At 53.2% G+C, this 18,273-nt stretch carries 13 protein-coding genes and 1 pseudogene; 13 read left to right on the top strand and 1 reads right to left on the bottom strand.

The features are described 5' to 3' along the window. Positions 1-2 precede the first annotated feature (2 nt). The 13 genes from tssK to ACW9H9_RS16465 all read left to right on the top strand — a co-directional run bounded on the left by tssK (position 3) and on the right by ACW9H9_RS16465 (position 17,516). Entirely contained in the window at positions 3-1,334 is a 1,332-nt protein-coding gene (gene tssK, locus ACW9H9_RS16525) for a type VI secretion system baseplate subunit TssK (RefSeq protein WP_457341896.1), read from the top strand. A 5-nt stretch (positions 1,335-1,339) separates the two neighbouring features. Further along, a complete protein-coding gene (gene icmH / locus ACW9H9_RS16520; RefSeq protein WP_457341895.1) occupies positions 1,340-2,215 on the top strand; it encodes a type IVB secretion system protein IcmH/DotU in 876 nt (291 codons plus the stop codon). A 13-nt stretch (positions 2,216-2,228) separates the two neighbouring features. Continuing rightward, the gene (gene tssM, locus ACW9H9_RS16515) at positions 2,229-5,756 is read left to right on the top strand and encodes a type VI secretion system membrane subunit TssM (protein WP_457341894.1); all 3,528 of its coding nucleotides are present in this window, start codon (positions 2,229-2,231) and stop codon (positions 5,754-5,756) included. Further along, a complete protein-coding gene (locus ACW9H9_RS16510) occupies positions 5,756-6,484 on the top strand; it encodes a PP2C family protein-serine/threonine phosphatase (RefSeq protein WP_457341893.1) in 729 nt (242 codons plus the stop codon). The genes tssM and ACW9H9_RS16510 overlap by 1 nt, the downstream gene beginning before the upstream one ends. Further along, complete coding sequence (locus tag ACW9H9_RS16505; protein WP_457341892.1) at positions 6,481-7,488, top strand: serine/threonine-protein kinase; 1,008 nt, start codon at positions 6,481-6,483, stop codon at positions 7,486-7,488. Before ACW9H9_RS16510 ends, ACW9H9_RS16505 begins: the two co-directional genes overlap by 4 nt. After that, a complete protein-coding gene (locus tag ACW9H9_RS16500; protein WP_457341891.1) occupies positions 7,485-8,420 on the top strand; it encodes a hypothetical protein in 936 nt (311 codons plus the stop codon). Before ACW9H9_RS16505 ends, ACW9H9_RS16500 begins: the two co-directional genes overlap by 4 nt. A gap of 111 nt (positions 8,421-8,531) precedes the next feature. Continuing rightward, on the top strand, positions 8,532-10,568 hold the full coding sequence (tssI, locus tag ACW9H9_RS16495; RefSeq protein WP_457341890.1) for a type VI secretion system tip protein TssI/VgrG: 2,037 nt from the start codon (positions 8,532-8,534) through the stop codon (positions 10,566-10,568). Positions 10,569-10,589: 21 nt separating this feature from the next. After that, a complete protein-coding gene (locus ACW9H9_RS16490) occupies positions 10,590-11,018 on the top strand; it encodes a hypothetical protein (protein WP_457341889.1) in 429 nt (142 codons plus the stop codon). A 20-nt stretch (positions 11,019-11,038) separates the two neighbouring features. Then, a complete protein-coding gene (locus ACW9H9_RS16485) occupies positions 11,039-14,152 on the top strand; it encodes a peptidoglycan DD-metalloendopeptidase family protein (protein WP_457341888.1) in 3,114 nt (1,037 codons plus the stop codon). After that, positions 14,149-14,925: a hypothetical protein gene (locus ACW9H9_RS16480; protein WP_457341887.1), complete on the top strand. Its 777-nt coding sequence runs from the start codon at positions 14,149-14,151 to the stop codon at positions 14,923-14,925. The genes ACW9H9_RS16485 and ACW9H9_RS16480 overlap by 4 nt, the downstream gene beginning before the upstream one ends. Positions 14,926-15,020: 95 nt before the next feature. Next, entirely contained in the window at positions 15,021-15,734 is a 714-nt protein-coding gene (locus ACW9H9_RS16475) for a hypothetical protein (protein ID WP_457341886.1), read from the top strand. A 46-nt stretch (positions 15,735-15,780) separates the two neighbouring features. After that, positions 15,781-16,512, top strand: coding sequence for a hypothetical protein (locus tag ACW9H9_RS16470; protein WP_457341885.1), 732 nt, complete (start codon positions 15,781-15,783; stop codon positions 16,510-16,512). A gap of 230 nt (positions 16,513-16,742) precedes the next feature. Continuing rightward, a complete protein-coding gene (locus ACW9H9_RS16465; RefSeq protein ID WP_457341884.1) occupies positions 16,743-17,516 on the top strand; it encodes a hypothetical protein in 774 nt (257 codons plus the stop codon). 409 nt (positions 17,517-17,925) lie between these two features. Here the strand turns inward: ACW9H9_RS16465 and ACW9H9_RS16460 are convergent. Continuing rightward, positions 17,926-18,090, bottom strand: a pseudogene (locus tag ACW9H9_RS16460) (transposase); the annotation flags it as partial. Between the last annotated feature and the right edge of the window lie 183 nt (positions 18,091-18,273).

Here is an 18,273-nt window from a genome sequence, read left to right as displayed (position 1 = left end):
TCATGAATGCCCACAAAGTCATCTGGCAGGAAGGCATGCTGCTGCGCCCGCAGCACTTCCAGCACAACGACCGTTATTACGATCACCAAATGAAAACCCGCACCCAGTTGCTGGGCAGTTACACCTGGGGGTTTCTCAACCTGGAGATCGACCTGCAGTTTCTCAACATGGGCAAGGTGGTGGTCAGCCAGGCCTCGGGGATCCTGCCGGACGGTAGCCTGTTCGAGCTGGGCGGCAACACTGAACCGCTGGCCCTGGACGTACCGCCCAACACCGGCCACATGCCGATCTACCTGGCGCTGCCACTGGTCACCGGCAACCACATCGAGGCGCGCCGCCCGGAGCAATCGGACGTGCTGGCGCGTTATACCGCGTATGAAGCGGAAGTGTCCGACTCCAACGCCGGGGACGACTCGGCCAGCCAAGTCAGCTGCGCCCGGCCCGACTTCAAGCTGCTGCTGGGTGAGCAGCAGAGCGATCAGGGCTACGTGAAACTCAAGGTCTGTGAAGTGCTCGACACCACGCCCGACGGCGTGATTAGCCTGGACCCGGATTACGTGCCCACCTACATCCAGTCGCATGCCTCCAGTTACTTGCTGTCGTGCCTCAAGGAAGTCATCAGCATGCTCGGCCACCGGGGCGACACCATTGCCGAGCGGATTCGCTCCAACGGCAAGGTCGGTGGTGCCGAAATCGGTGACTTCATGATGCTGCAACTGATCAACCGCACCGAACTGCTGCTGCGTCATTACCTGGGCCTTGAGCAGGTGCATCCCGAAGAGTTGTACCGCACGTTGCTCACCATGCTGGGCGACCTGGCGACTTTTTCCAGCGACAGCAAACGCCCGCGCCTGGACAGCCGCTATCAGCACAGCGACCAGGGCGCGAGCTTTCGCAAACTGATGGAGGCGATCCGCCAAGTGTTGTCGATGGTGCTGGAGCAGCACGCCATTGAACTGGTCTTGCAGGCGCGTCAGTACGGCATCACCGTCTCGCCGTTGCACGACCACAAACTGCTGGGCTCGGCGTCTTTCGTGCTGGCGGCCAGCGCCAACTGCGACTCCGAAGAACTGCGCCAGCGTTTGCCTGCGCACCTCAAAGTGGGCCCGGTGGAACGCATCCGCCAATTGGTCAACCTGCACCTGCCGGGTATCAAGGTCAAACCGCTGCCGGTGGCGCCGCGCCAGATCGCGTTCCACTCCAACAAAACCTATTTCATTCTCGAACTCAGTTCCGAAGACCTGGCACAACTCGAGCGCTCCGGCGGCTTCGCGTTCCACGTGTCCGGCGAATTTGCCGAGCTTGAACTGAAATTCTGGGCCATCAGGAACTGACCGACATGATCAAGGACATGGAACATCACCAGGACGATAAGACAGTCTTGCTCGACCGCCAGGGCCAAAGCCCGGCATCGTCACCGCTGACCGACTTCGCAGCCCCGCCACGTTTCGAGCAGCTGGAAGAACGCATGATCTACGCCGCGCGCCTGCGCCCGGCAGAAGCCTTCAACATCAGCCTCAACTCCCTGGTCGCGGCGGCCTGTGAGCTGTTGTCCGAAGTGGTGCGGCTCAAGCACAGCGAAACCTCCGAGGACCTCTACGCCCTCAACGCGCGCCTGACCGCCAGCCTGAAGCTGTTTGAAGTGCGCGCCTTGCACAACGGCGCCGAAAGCAGCCAGGTGATGGGCGCCCGCTACGTGCTGTGCTCGGTGGTGGACGAAGCGGTCGTGACGACGCCTTGGGGCAACGAAAGCGAATGGTCGCAGATGAGCCTGCTCAGCAGCTTTCACAACGAAACCTTCGGTGGCGAGAAATTCTTCCAACTGCTGGATCGCCTGTCGAAAAACCCGGTCAAGCACCTGCCCATGCTGGAGTTGATGTACCTGTGCCTGTCCCTGGGCTTTGAGGGCAAGTACCGCGTGCAAGCGCGCGGCATGCTGGAGCTGGAAGGCATCCGTGACGCCTTGTACCGCCAGATCCGCCAGTTGCGTGGCGACGTGCCGCGCGAATTGTCGCCCCAGTGGGAAGGCCTGAACGATCAGCGCCGCAGCCTGGTGCGCATCGTACCGGCGTGGATGGTGGTGTTGTTCACGTTTGTCTGCCTGGTGGTGATGTATTCGGGCTTCGCCTGGGTGCTGGGCGAGCAACGCGACACCGTTCTGCAACCATATCAGCCGCTTGATCCGGCCGCGGTCCAGCCGCAGTCGCAGCCGTAAACAGGGACGAATGATGAAAAAGTTTTTCAAGAAAGTCGGCGCGTTCCTGCGCAAGACCTGGGTCTGGACCCTGTTGCTGGTGCTGTTCATTGCACTGCTGGTGTGGTTTGTCGGGCCGTTGCTGGCGGTGGATGACTACAAGTTCTGGGAGGGCGCCACTTCCCGCCTGCTGACCATCAGCCTGTTGTTCCTGATTTGGGGCCTGACCATGGTCTTTGTCAGCTGGCGCTCCGGGGTGCGCAAAAAGGCCGAAGAAGAAAGCGAGGACGGCCAGGACCGCATCCGCCGCGAAGAGTCCATCGAGCAGGAACACAAGGAACTCACGGCGCGTTTCAAGGACGCCCTGAAAACCCTCAAGACCTCCAGCCTCTATCGCGGGCGCAGCGAACGCTGGCGCAACGACTTGCCGTGGTACTTGCTGATCGGCCCGCACGCGAGCGGCAAGACCAGCCTGCTGGACTTCTCGGGCCTTGAGTTTCCGATCAACAAGATCGACCGCAAACTGACGCGCGATACCCACGGCACCCGCCATTGTGACTGGTACTTCGCCGATCACGGCGTACTGATCGACACCGCTGGCCGCTACCTTGACCAGCCCGACGCACAGGTGGATGGCAGTGCCTGGTCCACCTTGCTCGGCCTGTTGCGCAAGCGCCGCCGCAACCGCCCGCTGAACGGCGTGCTGGTGACCATTGCGGTGGAAAACCTGCTGAGCAACAGCGAGAAAGACCTGGAAACCCTGGCCCGCCAAGTGCGTGCGCGCTTGCAGGACGTGCATCAAACACTGCATGTCGATGTGCCGGTGTACCTGGTCCTGAGCAAGGCGGATCGCCTGCTGGGCTTTGATGAGTTTTTTGACCAACTGACCCGCGAAGAAAGTGACCAGGTGCTGGGCACCAGCTTTCGCAAGGAGCAGAGCGGTACGGACGTGGCCGTGCTGCGCACCGAGTTCGAAGCGCTGCTGCATCGCCTCAACAGCCAGGTCATCATGCGCATGCACCAGGAGCGCGACACCCAGCGCCGTGGCCGCATCCTCGACTTCCCGCACCAACTGGGGCAGATCGGCGAGCGCTTGTGCCTGTTCGTCGACATGGCCTTTACCGGCAACCGCTACCAGCGTGCAACCCAACTGCGCGGCTTTTACCTGACCAGCGCACCGCACCTGATCCAGAAAATGGACGACACCGCCGCCGGTATCGGCGCCAACCTGGGCATGGACGCTGGCGTACTGCCGACCCTGCGCAGCGGCCGCTCGCGGTTCATCCACCATTTGCTCAGCCAGGTGATTTTCCCCGAGGCCGACCTGGCGGGCCTGGACAAGCGCGAACGCAGCCGCATCCACTGGGGCCAGCGCGCCCTGTACGTGGGCGCACTGGCGGCGCTGGCGCTGTTTGGCATCCTGTGGGCCGGTGGCTTCTCGGCCAACTACGAACGCCTGGAAAACCTGCGCAACCTGGCACAGACCTGGACGCAACAACGTTCGGCGCTGAGCCCGCGGGATGACGCCATGGCGGTGCTCAAGAGCCTGGACACCCGCTACGCAGCGACTCAGGTCTTCCCGAAAAAGGGCGACGTGAGTTACCACGAGCGCGGTGGCCTGTACCAGGGTGAAGACGTCAACCCGGTGGTCAAGGCCGCCTATGAGCGTGACCTTGAGCAACAACTGCTGCCACGCGTGGCAACCCTGCTGGAAGGGCAGATCCGCGCCAACATGAAAGACCGTGAGCGCTTGCTTAACAGCCTGCGTGCGTACCTGATGCTGAACATGAAAGACCGCCGTGACGCGCCCTGGCTCAAGGATTGGGTCGCGAACGAATGGTCCCAGCGCTACACCGGCAACACCGCCGTTCAAAACGGTTTGAACAACCATTTCGAGCGTTTGCTGAAGCAGCCGTTTATCTACCCGCTGAACGACCAACTGGTGGCGCAGGCGCGTCAGGTACTGCGCAGTGAATCCTTGGCCAACGTGGTTTACCGCATGCTGCGCGAGCAGGCCCGCAACCTGCCGGACTACCGTTTGAGCCAACACCTGGGGCCGCAGGGTGCGCTGTTTGTCGGCACCGACTACGTGATCCCGGGCTTCTACACCCAGCAGGGTTATCAGCAGTACTTTTCGGTGCAGGGCTCGATGCTGGTCACCGACATCCTGAACGACAACTGGGTACTGGGCGAGGGCACCGGTATCAGCGGCATGGACCTGCGGCGCCTGTTGGTGGAACTGGAGCAGCTCTACTTCCGCGACTACGCCAACTACTGGAGCGAAGCGGTCGGCCAGGTGGCCCTGCCGCCGATCAACGACTTTGGCGAGGGCGCCGAGCAGCTGGCCGGCCTGACCTCGGCCAATTCGCCGGTCTTGCAGTTGCTGGTGGAAGTGCGTGAAAACACGCGCTTCCCGGTGGTGGCCGACACCGCTGACGACGCCGCCGATACGGTCGGCAAACTTGCAGAGAAGGGCGGCAAACTCGGTAAATTGGCGGCGGCCGCGGCGGACAAAGCCTCCGGCGCCCTAGCCAAAAACCTGCCGGACACGGCCAAAAAATCCCTGCAACGTCGCTTCGAACCGCTGCACCAGTTGCTGGATGACAACAACGGCCCGTCTGCCGACCTCACGCCTGCCCTGAACGCGCTCAACGACCTGCAACTGCAAATGGCCAGCTTGGCCCGTGCCAGCGCGCCGGAGCAGGCCGCGTTCGACATGGCCAAGACCCGCATGGGCGGCCAGCGTGATGCGCTGAGCAATTTGCGCAATGCCTCAGGCCGCCTGCCACGCCCGGTGAGCGCCTGGTTCAGTGTGCTGGCCGAAGACAGCTGGCGCCTGGTGCTGGGGGATGCGTATGCGTACCTGAACCAGCGTTACCAGGCCGAGCTGTACGGTTTCTACGGCAAAGCCATCAGCAAGCGTTACCCGTTCGACGCCCACAGCGCGAGCGACGTGGCGATCAGTGACTTCCGCGAGTTCTTCAAGGCCCAAGGCATCGCCGACCGCTTCTTTGACAGCTACCTGCGTCCGTTCGTCAGCGGCGACCCGGGCAGCTACCGCCTGCGCAGCGTGGATGGTCACAGCCTGCCGATCTCCCGGGTGTACCTGGACCAGATGGCCGCCGCGCAAGTCATCCGCCAGAGCTTCTTCGCCAGCAACCCGGCCGAGCCGCAGGTGCAGTTCAAGCTTGAGCCGTACACCCTCGACCCGTCGGTGAGCCGTTCGGAGTTCAAGTTTGGCGACAAGACCATTGAATACCGCCACGGCCCCATCGTGCCTGTGGCGTTCAAATGGCCGACCGATGCCGAAGACGGCCGTACCAGCCTGGTGCTGGACAAAATGGTCGGTCGCCCCATCGGCATCGAAAAGAACACCGGCCCCTGGTCGCTGTTCCGTCTGTTCGACCTGATGCAGACCGAATACCTCACCGGCCGTGACGTACTGGTACTCAAGGCCGACGTAGGCGGCTTGCGCGCCAACTACTTGCTGACCAGCCAGCGCACGCCCAACCCGTTCGACATGGGCGTGTTGCGCACCTTCCGCATGCCGGTGCAGCTCTGATGCTGGTAGCCAGCCCCTGGCGCAGCGCGGCGCGCACCGATGCCGGCAAGGTTCGGTCGCGCAACGAAGATGCGTTTCTGGACTGCCCCCAGCACGGTTTGTGGGTAGTCGCGGACGGCATGGGCGGTCATCAGGGGGGCGATATCGCCAGCCAGTTGATCGTCGCCAGCCTGGCGGAGCTGCCGGTACAGGAGGACTTTGACGAGCGCCTCAAAGCGGTTCGCCAGTGCCTGCACTGGCTCAACCGCCGCCTGGGCCAGGAGTTGACCGTCACGGCGGGGCGTCATGACAGCATCATGGGCAGCACCGTGGTGGTGCTGCTGGTAGACGGTCATCGGGGCGCCTGCATCTGGGCCGGTGACAGCCGTTGCTACCTGTGGCGCGGGCAGCGTTTGTATCAGCTGTCCAAAGACCATTCGTTGCAACAGCAACTGATCGACGAGCAAAAAATGAGCCTCGCCGAGGCCAAGGCCCACCCGGCCGCCCATGCACTGACCCGTGCTGTGGGCGCCGCGGAGCAATTGACCCTCGACGTGCTGGAATTTGAAGTCTACCCCGGTGACGCCTTTTTGCTGTGCAGCGACGGCCTGTACCACGGCCTCGGCAGCGACGCGCTGGGTAGCGCGCTCAGCCTGACAGCGCCGCATGTGGCGCTGGAGCGCTTGTTCGACGGTGCGCTGCGCGGCTCGGCGCGAGACAACCTGACTGCCGTGGTGATCCGCCAATGACCGACCTCATGTCACCCCTCGACGACCTGCTGGCGAGCGACGAACAGGACCACAACCTGACCTACTTCGCATTTGCCAAATCCCACGACGCACAACCGGCACCGGCGCCTACCCGTGCCAGCGTTGGCCAAATGCCCGAGGTGCTCGCTGGCCGGTATCGCATCGAGCGCCTGCTCGGTGCCGGTGGCATGGGCCTGGTTTACCGCGCACGGGACCTGCTGAGCGAACAGTTTGGCGAGCCCGACCCTTACATCGCGCTGAAGATCCTCAGCGAAGAATTTGCCGAATCGCCCGACGCGAGCGCCTTGCTGTACAGCGAGTTCGCCCTGACGCGGCGACTGCGCCACGACAACGTGCTGCGTTTGCACACCTTTGAAGTGGACACCGAATGCCAGCGGGCCTTCATCACCATGGAACTCATGCGTGGGCTGACCCTGGACAAGCTGCTGTGTGAGCGCCCCCTGGGCATGCCCTTCAAAGAGCTGCGGACCCTCGTGCTACCGCTGCTCGATGCCTTGGCCCACGCCCATGAACACGGCGTGCTGCACGGCGACATGAAGCCCAGCAATGTGATGGTCAGCGAAGAGGGCGTCCGCCTCTTTGACTTCGGCCTGGGCCAGGCGCAAGAGGGCCTGTTGCCCGGGTTACCCCACCTGAGCCGCGACCGCTTCAACGCCTGGACCCCCGGCTACGCCGCGCCGGAACTGCTCGAAGGCCAACCCCTGTCTGCCAGCGCCGACGTGTACGGCGCCGCCTGTGTGATTTATGAACTGGCGGGCGGCAAACACCCATTCCGCCGCCTGCCCTCCACCGAGGCGCGCGACGCCCAACTGGAGCGTGAACTGCACGCGCCCAGGCACCTACCGAAACACTGTTGGCCAGCCTTGCGCACCGCGCTGGCGTTTGACCCGAAGCAACGCACCATCACGGCCCGACAATTGCGCGATGCGCTGGGCGGCACCTCGTCCTGGCTGCAACGCTTCAGGCAGGGGCGCAACGGATGAGTACCGAACGGGAGGAGGGTGTTATTTCTGAAATATCAGAATGGAGAGCGAACATGAGATGGAGTTTTCTCTTCGCTCTTCTCTGTCTGTTCGGATGCGATGGCAGCACAAATAAAGGTGAGTACAAAGTAGACAGTGAGAACGTTGTAATTGAGTTGGGTTCATCAGTTAACGATCTCTTGAAGTCCAGTCCTGTAAAGTTCTCCGCCGATTGCCTGGGCGCGGTAGGCATGTGCTGGTACGAATTGATACGCCGTGGCCCGGGTAACCCTCCGATAAATCTGACGGTTGTCTACTCGGGGCATACGGTCGAAATACAGCAAGTGATAGGCGTGAGTGTTGTTGTCAATAAGGTCGTAACGAGCGACATTGAAAACTTTACCGTAACGCTTTGTGGATTGCCGGACAATAGCTTGCATGAAGATCATAAAGAACTTATTTATACGCTGATAGCGAAACTTAAAGCTGCTGGATGGAAGAAATATTATTTTCCATCGGATCCCCGAATTTCTGGCTCTGAGTTGGTTAAGTTTGACGGCGCGGGCGATGTGTTCGGTGTAAAGCCGCTTAGCCATCCATTGTTTGATTCTGATTATGTAATGAGCTTGCCAGAGTGGTTGGCAGGTAATGGGTTTTATGATTGGTATATGTACAGTGGCCAATATATCGCACATGTGCAAGTGCAAAGAAAAAATTCGGAAGCGAATCCATCAAAAATGGGTATGTACCTAATAACGATTGAGTTTAGTTCTTTAGATGGTTTTTGGAGAACTGATTTTGATGAGGATGTTAGGTTTAAGTGGAAAGAACTTTTTCCCGAACATCTAAGGCAGCTTCTTGCGAGGCGTAACCAGGTTGAGGAACTGGCCAGGTTTGCTGGGGTTTCTATAGACGAAAGTTACCAGGCTCCGAGAATGGAGAAAATGAAATGATTGAGGCGGAAGGCGACATGGGAACGCAAAAATCATGTGTAATTTATAAATTATTTGGTTTGGATAATACCCTGTGGTTTTCCGTTGATACTAAAGAGCAGGATGCACACCATGTTTAACCCTTCTAACGAAACGCACTTCAGCCTCACCGTTGAAGACTTTGCGGGCGACCTGAAAGTGCTGTCGTTCACCGGCACCGAAAGCATCAGCCAGCCTTATCGCTTCGACCTGGAACTGGTCAGCGAAAATCCGGACCTGGACCTTGAAACTCTGCTGTACAAGCAGGCTTTCCTGGCCTTCGACCCGCAGGGCAGAGGCATCCACGGCCAGGTCTACCAAGTGGCCCAGGGCGATGCGGGCAAACGCCTGACCCGTTACAAGGTGACCGTGGTGCCGCAGTTGCAGTACCTGCATCACCGCACCAACCAGCGTATTTACCAGCAGATGACGGCGCCGAACATCATCGCCCTCATCCTTGAAGAACACGGCATCAAGGGCAACGCCTACCGCTTCCAGCTTGGCCAGCCTTGCCCGGAGCGTGATTACTGCGTGCAGTACGACGAAACCGATCTGCATTTTGTGCAGCGCTTGTGCGAAGAAGAGGGCATCCACTACCACTTCCAGCACAGCACCGAGGGCCACGTGCTGGTATTTGGGGACGACCAGACCGTGTTCCCCAAACTCGGCCAGCCCACCGCCTACGTGCAAGGCAGCGGCATGGTCGCCGACGAGCCGGTCATCAAAGGCTTCAAGATGCGCCTGGAAACCCGCACGGGTCGCGTGACCCGTCGCGACTACGACTTTGAAAAGCCCAACCTGCAACTGGAGGCGGCCTACAAACCGGCGGGCGAAAGCACCGAGCCCGACCTGGAAGATTACGACTACCCCGGCCGTTTTACCGACCGAGCGCGCGGTAAATTCCTCAGCCAACGGGCACTGGAGCGCCACCGCGCCGACTATCGACAAGTCGCCGGTTGGGGCGACCAGCCGCGCCTGGTAAGTGGCCACTTCCTGGAACTCTCCGACCACCCGCGCCAAGAGTGGAACGACCTTTGGTTGCTGACACATATCGTGCATGAAGGCAAACAGCCACAAGTGCTGGAAGAGTCAGTGACCAGCGACACCACCCACAACAAGGACGACTTCCACCAGGGCTACCGCAACCACTTCCTCGCCACCCCGTGGGACGTGTTCTACCGCCCGCCCCTCGAACACCCCAAACCCCGCGTGCTTGGCAGCCAGACCGCCATGGTCACGGGGCCCAAGGGTGAAGAAATTCACTGCGACTCCTACGGGCGCATCAAAGTGCAATTCCATTGGGACCGCGAAGGCCAGGCCGGCGACAAGACCAGCTGCTGGCTACGTGTCTCCAGCGGCTGGGCGGGCGACCGCTACGGCGCCATCGCCATCCCGCGCATCGGCATGGAAGTGCTCGTGACCTTCCTGGAAGGCGACCCCGACCAACCATTGGTCAGCGGGTGCCTCTACCACAAGGAAAACCAGGTGCCCTACGCGCTGCCGGCCAACAAGACCCGCACCGTATTCAAAACCCTGAGCTCCCCGGGAGGCGCAGGTTTCAACGAACTGCGCATCGAAGACAAAAAGGGCGCCGAACAAATCTTCATCCACGCCCAACGCGACTGGGATGAAAACATCGAACACGACCAAAAGATTCGCGTGGGCAACGAACGCCACGACACCGTCGAAAAAAACACCTACACCGAACTCAAAGCCGAAGAACACCGTACCACCCACGCCGACCGCAAGGTTGAAGTGCGCCTGGACGACCACCTGACCATCGCACAAAACCAGCATGTGAAACTGGGCACTGCGCAACTGACCTACGCGGGAAACGAGATTCACCTGAAGGCCGGGGAAAAAATCGTGATCGAGGCGGGGGCGGAACTGACCGTGAAAGCGGGTGGGAGTTTTATCAAGCTGGATGGGGGAGGTGTGACGATAGTCGGGCCGGTGGTGAAGGCCAATGCGGGGGGCTCGGCGGGGAGTGGGACGGGGATTGGGATTAAGCCACCGGGGTTGCCGGGGGCGGCGGACAGGGATAAGGCGGGGAGTTTGATGGGGCAGGCGTTGGTGAATGCGTTGGTTGAGAAGGTGAAGCCTAAGGCTTTTTTTGTGTTTTCTGAGTAAAAATGAATTAAGGATTTAAAAATGAAAGCTCAAGTCCGATTTCTTTCTTTCTTGTTGGTCTCACTGTTAGCGTTTAGTGTTAATGCGCAGACTGATAGTACGGCGCTGTGTCCTTCTAAAAAGTTTTCACAGTTTTTAGACGCGTTTGCCGAGAGCGTACCCGTCCAAGAAGCGTTTACTAATGCGCCACTTAAAAAATTAATCACAGTTGATGCAGAACCTGAGCCTAGGCAAGAGACACTGCTCGTCGAAAAGGAAAAAATAGCATTCCCTGTATTGCCCAATAAAGAAAATAGGGGCGTGAACGGATTGAATTTGCAGGTTATTGATAATAAAGGTGACACGGCCACCGTACGACTGGAAAAGCCAGATACAGATTACCAAGTTATTTATGTATTTAAGCTTCTGTCATGCTGGCGTTTAGACGAAGTTAAAGATTACTCACTTTAAAAGTTTAAGCAGGAGCTTGTATGTCTTTTTCTGAAGTGATGCTTCGTGTTTTACCGCCAGTCAATGGCAAGCAGCCACATATTACAGGTCATTATGGCGAGCAGCGTGCCAGTGGTGCACATGGGGGCACAGATTTTAACTATATCGGTGGGCAGAGTGGGATTAATTTGCAATATCCCACGGTGTATGCGCCCATTGCCGGAGAAGTTACATTTACAGGCGGTTCATACGGCACAATTAAAATTAAGGATGCTGAGGGTAACAGTCATGAGATATTACACACGAGTAGCCATACGGTAAACGTGGGCGATACCGTTGCTGCGGGTGATGAAATTGGCGCGATGGGCGGTCAGGGGCCTAGTGGTGCGGCCCAATACCCTCGACATGTTCATTATCAGATGAAAGGACCCACGGGCACTCTGATTAGCCCGGAAATCTGGTGGGATGGGCAGGTAGCTGGGGCGGCAGATACCGCTCCGTCTCCCGCACAGGCAACGACTCCGGCACTGAGCTTTCAATATCCCATCAGGAAAGCAGACGGGAAACAGTTCAGCGATGCTGATGAAATTTACAGTGTGTTGGAAGGCGAAAACTCTGGCCATTATTTGCTGGGAAGTAACAGATTTTGGCACGGTGGTATCCACATCAGTGATAAAAGCGCCCCACAGTGTGTATTGAATGAGCCCGTGCGCTGTATAGCCGACGGAGAAGTCGTTGCTTACCGTTTGAACCAGGATTATCTGCAATCCACATTTGGCGACGATGAGAAAAAGCTGAAGTACTCCAACTCCTTTTGCCTGGTGCGTCATGAGTATAAATCGGCACCTAATCCTGAAGAAGGGCCGAACAAGGGTAAGCAAAACAAGCTGACGTTCTATAGCCTGTACATGCATTTGCTGCCCTTCGAGCGTTACCCGTTGGCGCCGGAGGAACCCCCCAAACCTGTCGTGACAATGACTGTTGGTGACTTTAATGGCTACGACAATCCCAAATGGGTTGAAGGTAAAAGACTGTACGGCATGATCAAACAGGGAACCCGACTTGAAGTACTTGAGCAATCGAGTCAAGGTAATCTGGTCTATGCCAAAGGCAAAATCCTGGCCGGTGAGGTAAAGCAGGGATCCCAAAAAACGCGAAATGTCGGCGACGAAATCTGGTTTGCCTATCAAGAAAATGGCGCGCCATATCGTAATAGCCGGAATAAGGAGATCTGGAAGGCAGACAAGATCGTTGAGCGCATTCATCCTAATTATTGGCAGGGGAAGGTAAGGGCCACAGCCATTAACAGACTCGATTTGTACGCCGATCCCTCGACACCTGCCAACGGTCAGCCCGCAGGCGCTCGCCTGAGTACAGTGCAGCTCATCCCAGGCACTGTTGTCGAGTTCGATAGCAAGGAAGTCCTGAACCTGACCGTTGCAGGCGTCACACGCAGGATGGCGAAATGTACCAGAGTCAATAGCAGTGACGAAGTAGCGGGGGCAGGAGTAGCCCCAGCCAGCTTTTGGGCTTGTGTAGAGAACGAGCCAAATCACCGGATACTTAATTGGACCTCACTGACACCTACCCGCTTCGATTCGGTTGAATCAGCAAGTATAGGTATCAAAGCGGGCGACCCGATCGGTTACCTGGGCTTGACAGAGAATCTCACCGGTGAAGAGGGGGGAGTAACCAGCAAATACCAAGTCCACGTCGAGGTTTTCACCGCAGAAGCCGAGGTTAAAGATTTCCTCAAAAATATCGCGGGTTTGAAGATTGGCAAACAGTATCTGCATCTTGTAGCGGGTAAGGAACTCAAGAAAAAATTACCGGCAACCGGCACCGTTCCACTTAAGAAAACGCATGCGGTTGATTTGGCAAAAGTAGCGGTCATCAAGGAAGGAAACGACGACTTTTATGACGTCAGCGTTATCGAAGATGGCCAGGCGGTAGTAGGTCTTTTCAAAAAATCTGACGCATCGATTATTACGCAGCACGACTGGGAGAAGCTGGGCTTTCAGATTGTTGAGGAGAGTAATGCGACAGCGGACGGCTTTCTGGATCCTGAAGATATGCCGCCGTTTTTCAAGGAACTCTTTGCAAAAATCGATACCAATCATGATGGTGAGGTTGATCCTAATGAGTTGGCTGAGGCACTAAAAAATATTGAAACGCGAGATCAGTGGACCAAGCTTATTGCGTATCATCCTACCGAGTGGAAAGAGAAGGCGGATTCGGCTAAGTGGAGTAAGTTGAACAGTTTGCTGGAGGCTTCGCCAAAGACGTTGATGCATGAAAAAGAAAGAATAAGCAGGTATGTTTTTTGGGAGGAGCTTACCGGGAGGGGGGCTATGAGTTCAGATGTGGTTTGGCATTTTCATCCTATACAGTTTGTCGAAAATATAGGTTGTCATGCTGAAAGCGTTGTCTGCGCAAAATGTGGAAAAAATATCTCACTTACATTTAATATAATGAAAAAAATTGCTCCTTCTGGAGTAACAGATGAATTTATTTCTGAATTTATTTTACATTCTAATAGGGTTTTTCCAAAATATGGTGTGAATACTTGCTCTCAGGTTGTACATTTACTTGGGCAGGGAAAGCACGAAACACAACAATTTACAGCCTTTAGAGAAAGTTTAATTTATAGTCGTCGCAGTTATACTGCGGAGAGGCTTTATAGGATGGCACCTACGGCTATTAATAACGGGTTTGCTAGGTTAGGTATGAATCTTACACGAGAAGAAAAAATATCGTATGTCGATCAACATTTAATTGCAAATGATGCTGGCTATGGTAAACATTGTTTTGGTGAGTCTCAGTATCCTAACAATGACTACAGGGGGCGTGGATTACTCCATTTGACACATTACTCAAATTACCTTGCCTGTGCTAAAGATATAGGTATTCATATCGACGCTAATCCGACACTTGTTGAAAGCGATATGAAAATTATAATTGAAACAGGGTTATGGTATTGGAAGGCAAATTCAATTGGTGTGATTGCCGATAATAATACGCTGGCGATGCCTGCAAAAGTCAGAGCGGTAACAGCAAAAATTAATACTGGCTTGAAGGCTCTTGAAGAGCGAGTGACATTTACAAACGCCATCTCGGCAATTTTTAAAGCTGAATTCGGATCTTGTGCAGAATGAAAATCAAAAATCTTTATCATATTGCTCTTTTGTTGCTGTTTTTAATTGGAAAAAATAGTTTTGCGTGCACCATTCCTGAGAGCGACGCGTTTAAATCTGTTCCTCTTGAAGGTGGTGCGATAATTTTCGATTGGGTCCCTATCAAACCGGAGGATGGAGGCTCCGCTGACAAGCAAGGTATTGGAATTAATGCCAATTTTTTTGACTGTGCAGATGGCTCAAAAAAACTCGTGAGTGAACTCCCATTTTTAGCCGATACAGGGAAAGTGAGGGCTGCCTTTTTTTCCCGCGTCGGAAACGGTGATGATAAGGAACTTTTTATTATCCACAGCGTTGATATAAAGTCTGATACGGGGGTCAGGTATTCTGGTGATTATTATACGGTTCTTGTATATAAAAAATCAGGGAATGATTTTTCTTTTGATGAGAAACTGTCTAATTATTTTAGTAGTGGTGGAGACATATTGGCTGAAAATAACGAAGATATGCTTTATACGTTTCCATATAAAACCGAATTATCAATACTGGAAAAACTAAAAAGTGGAAGTTATAAGCGTTGGATTTTAGGAGATACGATTAACTTGGTTTTGAATAAAAAAACATTTATTTATAGTTCTCCAGTCTTGACGGATGTTACTCGAATGTATCTCATTGCGGGGGATAAGGTTATTCAAGAGGCCGTTGAAGGAGGTTGGCTATCCGTAAGTTATAAAACTGCTAAGGGGAAAAATATCCAGGGCTGGATTTTGTGTGCCAACGCAGATGGTTGTTAATCTTGGAGAGAATTTGCATTGGAGGTGCAGATTGTAGTGCGAGAGTTTTTGTGTGACTGAGAGTTTTTAAAGGGTAACTGGGAAGGGTTAAGTTCATGGGCAGGCTTTTTATAAGGTTTTTAACGTTGCTTTTGGGGTTCTGGCTATCAACATCTGCCGTTGCAAAAGATTACTTGATTATCAATCAAGACTTAACAAGGGGCGGGGAGTATCAAGTAAAGCTCAGGGATGTAGGGACTGAGTTTTATAGGTTAAGTATTTTTTCTAAGGGGGTGGAGGTTTTATATAACGATCAACTAATTCCTAAAAGTATAAAAAACAGTGGCGGTTTGGATATGTTTCAAGGGATATTTGTAGTTGATAATAATATCTCGATACGTTATCGCTTTTGCAGCCCGTCAAAAAGTGTTTGTTATGATCGAAACCTTATTAGTAACGTTAAGCAAGGGCAGTTTTATTTTTTGGAAGAGGAAGTCGTCACCACAGCTGATAAAATTGCGCTCGCCGAAGTTTTTTACCCGCAAAAACCTATTTTACTGGCATCGCTTACTTTTCAGGATCTGTTAGAAAACAATGATATGCCTGAAAGTGTTTTCAATAATGTTTATGGAGACTGCGTCGCCAAATTAGGTGGAGATTCGTTAATGAAAATTTCTGAGGAGTTAGAAAAAGATTCCCCAGGGGACTGGGTGTTGAGAAAAGGCTGTGTAACTGTAGCTTTGGTTTTTAATTTAGAGGCACAAAAATATATTTCGCAAAAAGCAGCTTATAATTATTTGAGTTTGACAAGGCAGAACGCTGCGGATTAGATGTCGGTAAATTTTTTAACAAGTCATTATTTATATGAAAAAAATTATGTTCAAGCTTTTTTTATTTATTTTAATGGTAAATATCAGTTCCAGCGTGATCGCGGGAAACGCTACGAGTGACACCTATGAAGTGGACAGTGAAACTCAAGGCTTAAGAGCCAGCTGGCCCGGCGGCAGCCTTCTTGTAAAAGGTGTAGTAGGAAATCAAGGCCAAAATACCCGGACGTTGATGAGCTTTAACGGGAAAAGAGTCTTACACTACGAAAATTTGGCGTCTAGAATACCATTTGAAGCTTATTTCACCGTCGAAAGGCACTCCTCTAAGTTGGTAGTTGACTGTATATATGTCGATACCCGCAGCGAGCAAAATGGTGTGCTTGTAAATAAAGCCGTCTGTGGCTTGAATAAGGCACTGGTAAAAAATTACGCAGAGATGGTTTACGAATTTTCTGATATTTGGAAAGATGACGCCGCTGTGGTGGATATCGGGCCTGTGTTGGAAGTTCCTTCGGCTACCTTACAGGTTGTCGAGTCAAGTTTTAATGATATAAAAGTGGTCCGGATTTATAATTCGAAAGCTTGCCTTGCTTATCACTCGCCAGAAACACTTGTAAAGGATGAGTCTTCGGTGCGTCCCTTTGGTTTAAATAAGGTGTTTACGGTGTTTGACGTGGCTGATTTATCTACTCCCATTCGTATTGAGGTCGCTTCCGAAGATATGAGTAAGCCCTTTCATAAATTTGGTTATAAAGCGCTAAGTGAATTATTGAGTAAATAAGGACATCTAATTTTTGGTCAGTCTAGATTGTATAATTTACAGAATTATTCTTTGCTTAATCACGGTGGGGACGCTGTTAAATGTGCAGTTGGCTTGCAAAAAAACATCCGATTAAATTTGCCATGATGCTAGTAGTGTTTGCCTGTCTAAATAGGGACGAATGCCTTGTTCAGATCACCAGGTAGTATTTAAAGCAAAGGAGAATTGAAATTAATTTTTTAAGACTAAGCATGGTTTTATTTTTACTTTCTTCTTCGCCAGTGCATGCGAAATTTGAGAGTGTGTCTATTCAAGATAATACGGAAAGGGCTGTCGGAGGACAGTGCGCTGGTAGTGACAGTAAAATACGGCTGTCTAACGGCAGGGTAGACATCGTTGACTCTGTGGGGCGGATATACCCGCTTGGATGGAGTGAGGAGTTCGATCAGTTAAATACATATCTTGGAGCCTCTTATCGTTTTGGGCCGTGTGTAATAGCGATTAAATACGCCGAGAATGATGTAAACGAAAGTTTTTATCTTATTGTCTTTGATGATGAGCAAAAACAATTTAAGTTATCCAATATGGAAAGTGTGACAAATCCTGACTTTATCGAAAATGGTATTTTGAGTGAATATAAAGACGGACCCTTCACGTACAATGATAAATTCTGTTACTCCAAAAAGCGAAAAGATTACTATGTTTGTGAAAAAGGGAGAGAGTTTTCTGAAGGCCTTGAGCGTCGGGAAAAGTGCAGTGAGACGTCGTGCGCTGATCCGGAAATTTTGAGATTAAAGACAGGTCTTCCCTTGGAGGCCACTGTCTCCATAGAAAAAGTCAATCTGTTAGAAAAAAGTGGAGAATCATCTTTCTCTCAGAAAAAAGCCTATTTGGTTCTTGGTGATAAAGTGACGTTAAGTGACTATTACCGGGATGAAAGTGGTTTGTATTATAAAGTTGTTTATCGGGGAAAAATAAAAACCACCGGTTGGATTTCCGAAAAGTCAATAGTATTAAATGATTAAAAACTGTTAAGTGGACGGATTAAACCAGGTTAGGTCTGTATTTAAAACGGCCATGGCGAGCCATAGGCTGCATAATTAAAAAATCTTTAGAAGGCGTTGCGTTTAGATTTTTGCTCATTATACATTTGTTTTGGTCAATGTCGGTTTGTGCGGAAACCGTGACCCGCTCCCTGAACGCCCATTTTAATGCGCGGCAAAAGTTGAGTTTGCGTTCGTGGTGGACGGTCGTGGCGAAGTTCTGAAAGGAAGCTTTGTCGACGCTAAGGATGGTCTGAAGTAGGCCACTATGTTTCGACAGCCGAGCCATAAACGCTTTTAAAAACGGCAGCCGTTCAGAACCCGGGCAATTTTCCCGTCTATTCCCTCCATTTTTGCTGCTGCGAGCGCTTCGCAGCAGCCATTTCCCATATTACAGACGCACCTCTCCTGCGCTGGTCAGCAAATGTCGGCGGGCCATCCACAGGTTCGACAGGGCGAACAGCGTCACCATCTGAGCGGTATTTTTCACCACGCCTCGAAAGCGCACTTTCGTATAGCCAAACTGGCGTTTGATCACTCGAAATGGATGCTCAACAGTTTACTGCCAGATCACTATACGACTTGTCACCTACTGCGATAAATAATGGGGGTCTTCGAAAAGAGTTGGTTTTTACAGCGGCACAAAAGCTTCAGTATATTGATGATTATTTGTTAAGTAATGATTGAATCGCCCCGGGTTTTCTAGACACTCTCCAGGCTCGCTGCGTAACGCTTTTCA

It is taken from the genome of Pseudomonas sp. SDO5215_S409 (genome assembly GCF_054071325.1).
Note: the sequence above shows the minus strand (reverse complement) of the source record. Positions and strands in the feature narration are given on the sequence as shown.